Source organism: Actinomadura sp. NPDC048032 (assembly GCF_040653175.1).
Lineage (GTDB): Bacteria > Actinomycetota > Actinomycetes > Streptosporangiales > Streptosporangiaceae > Spirillospora > Spirillospora verrucosospora.
The window spans coordinates 1-1397 of the sequence record NZ_JBEZJP010000795.1 but is presented as its reverse complement, the minus strand read 5'-3'; the positions used below and the strand labels follow the sequence as shown (position 1 = coordinate 1397).

Here is a 1397-nt window from a genome sequence, read left to right as displayed (position 1 = left end):
ACCGGACGAGCTCCTCTCCCGTGTTGAGCAGGAGGAAGTTGCCGGTGCCGTAGGTATTCTTGGCCTCGCCGGGAGAGAAGCACACCTGCCCGACCGTCGCCGCCTGCTGGTCGCCGAGCGCTGCGGTCAGGGGCACCTCGCCGCCGAGCGGGCCGTTCGCGCGGGTCGTGCCGTAGGCGTCGGGCGCCGAGGACGGCTTGATCTCCGGCAGCATGGAGCGCGGGATCCCGAACAGCGCCAGAAGCTCGTCGTCCCAGGAGAGGGTCTCCAGGTCCATGAGCATGGTGCGGCTGGCGTTGGTGGGATCGGTGACGTGCACGCCGCCGTCCGTCCCGCCGGTGAGGTTCCACAGCACCCACGAGTCGGTCGTACCGAAGATCGCGTCGCCCTTCTCGGCGGCCTCGCGGACGCCGTCGACGTTCTCCAGGATCCACTGGATCTTCCCGCCGGAGAAGTACGTGGCCGGGGGGAGGCCGGCCTTGCGGCGGATGAGGTCGCCCTTGCCGTCCCGCTCCAGGGCCGCGGCGATGCGGTCGGTGCGGGTGTCCTGCCAGACGATCGCGTTGTAGTAGGGGCGGCCGGTGCGCCGGTTCCACACCACGGTCGTCTCGCGCTGGTTGGTGATCCCGAACGCGGCCAGGTCGCTGTGCGACAGGTTCGCCTTGTTCAGGGCGGACTGGATGACCGAGCGCGTCCGCTCCCAGATCTCGGTGGGATCGTGCTCGACCCAGCCGGCCCGGGGCAGGATCTGCTCGTGTTCGAGCTGGTGGCGGGCGATCTCGTTGCCGCCGTGATCGAAGATCATGAATCGGGTGCTGGTCGTGCCCTGGTCGAGGGCCCCGACGAAGTCAGCCATGCGCGCGTTCTCCTGGAGTCGTGGTGGACGGGGCGGGGCGGTTCACGCCGCCTCGTACTCGGGCTCGGGCTTCGTGAGCCCCTGCGGGTCCTCCTCGGCGGGGGGCAGGAACCGTCCGATCAGGACCTTGTAGAGCCCGGCGCCGAGCACGCCGCCGATGAGCGGGCCGATGATCGGCACCCAGAAGTACAGGTCGCCGTTCTGGTCCCGCCAGGCGGTGCCGTAGCCGGTGAGGAACGAGGCGAGCCGGGGGCCGAAGTCGCGGGCCGGGTTGATCGCGTAGCCGGCGTCGGTGCCCCACGCCATGCCGATCGCGACGACCAGCAGGCCGATCATGAACGGGCCCAGGTTCGCCAGCGGCGGGGAGTTGCGCACGTCGGTGAGCGCCTTGATCACGAAGAGCAGGATGGCGGTGCCGATCACCTGGTCGCGGAACGCGCTCCAGCACCACGCGATGGCGGAGATCGCCGGCGCGGCGGCCCGGGTCCGGTGGCGGATCCGCTCGCTCGACCCCGAGCCGCTGGCGGCCGCGCTGGACGGC

At 70.9% G+C, this 1397-nt stretch carries 2 protein-coding genes; both read right to left on the bottom strand.

Annotation, left to right across the window (positions count from 1 at the left end):
- The coding region (locus AB0C69_RS42280; RefSeq protein WP_360362580.1) for an FGGY family carbohydrate kinase at window positions 1-856 on the bottom strand (856 nt) is incomplete at its 3' end.
- Window positions 857-898: 42 nt separating this feature from the next.
- Complete coding sequence (locus tag AB0C69_RS42275) at window positions 899-1312, bottom strand: MIP/aquaporin family protein (protein ID WP_360362582.1); 414 nt, start codon at window positions 1310-1312, stop codon at window positions 899-901.
- Window positions 1313-1397 lie beyond the last annotated feature (85 nt).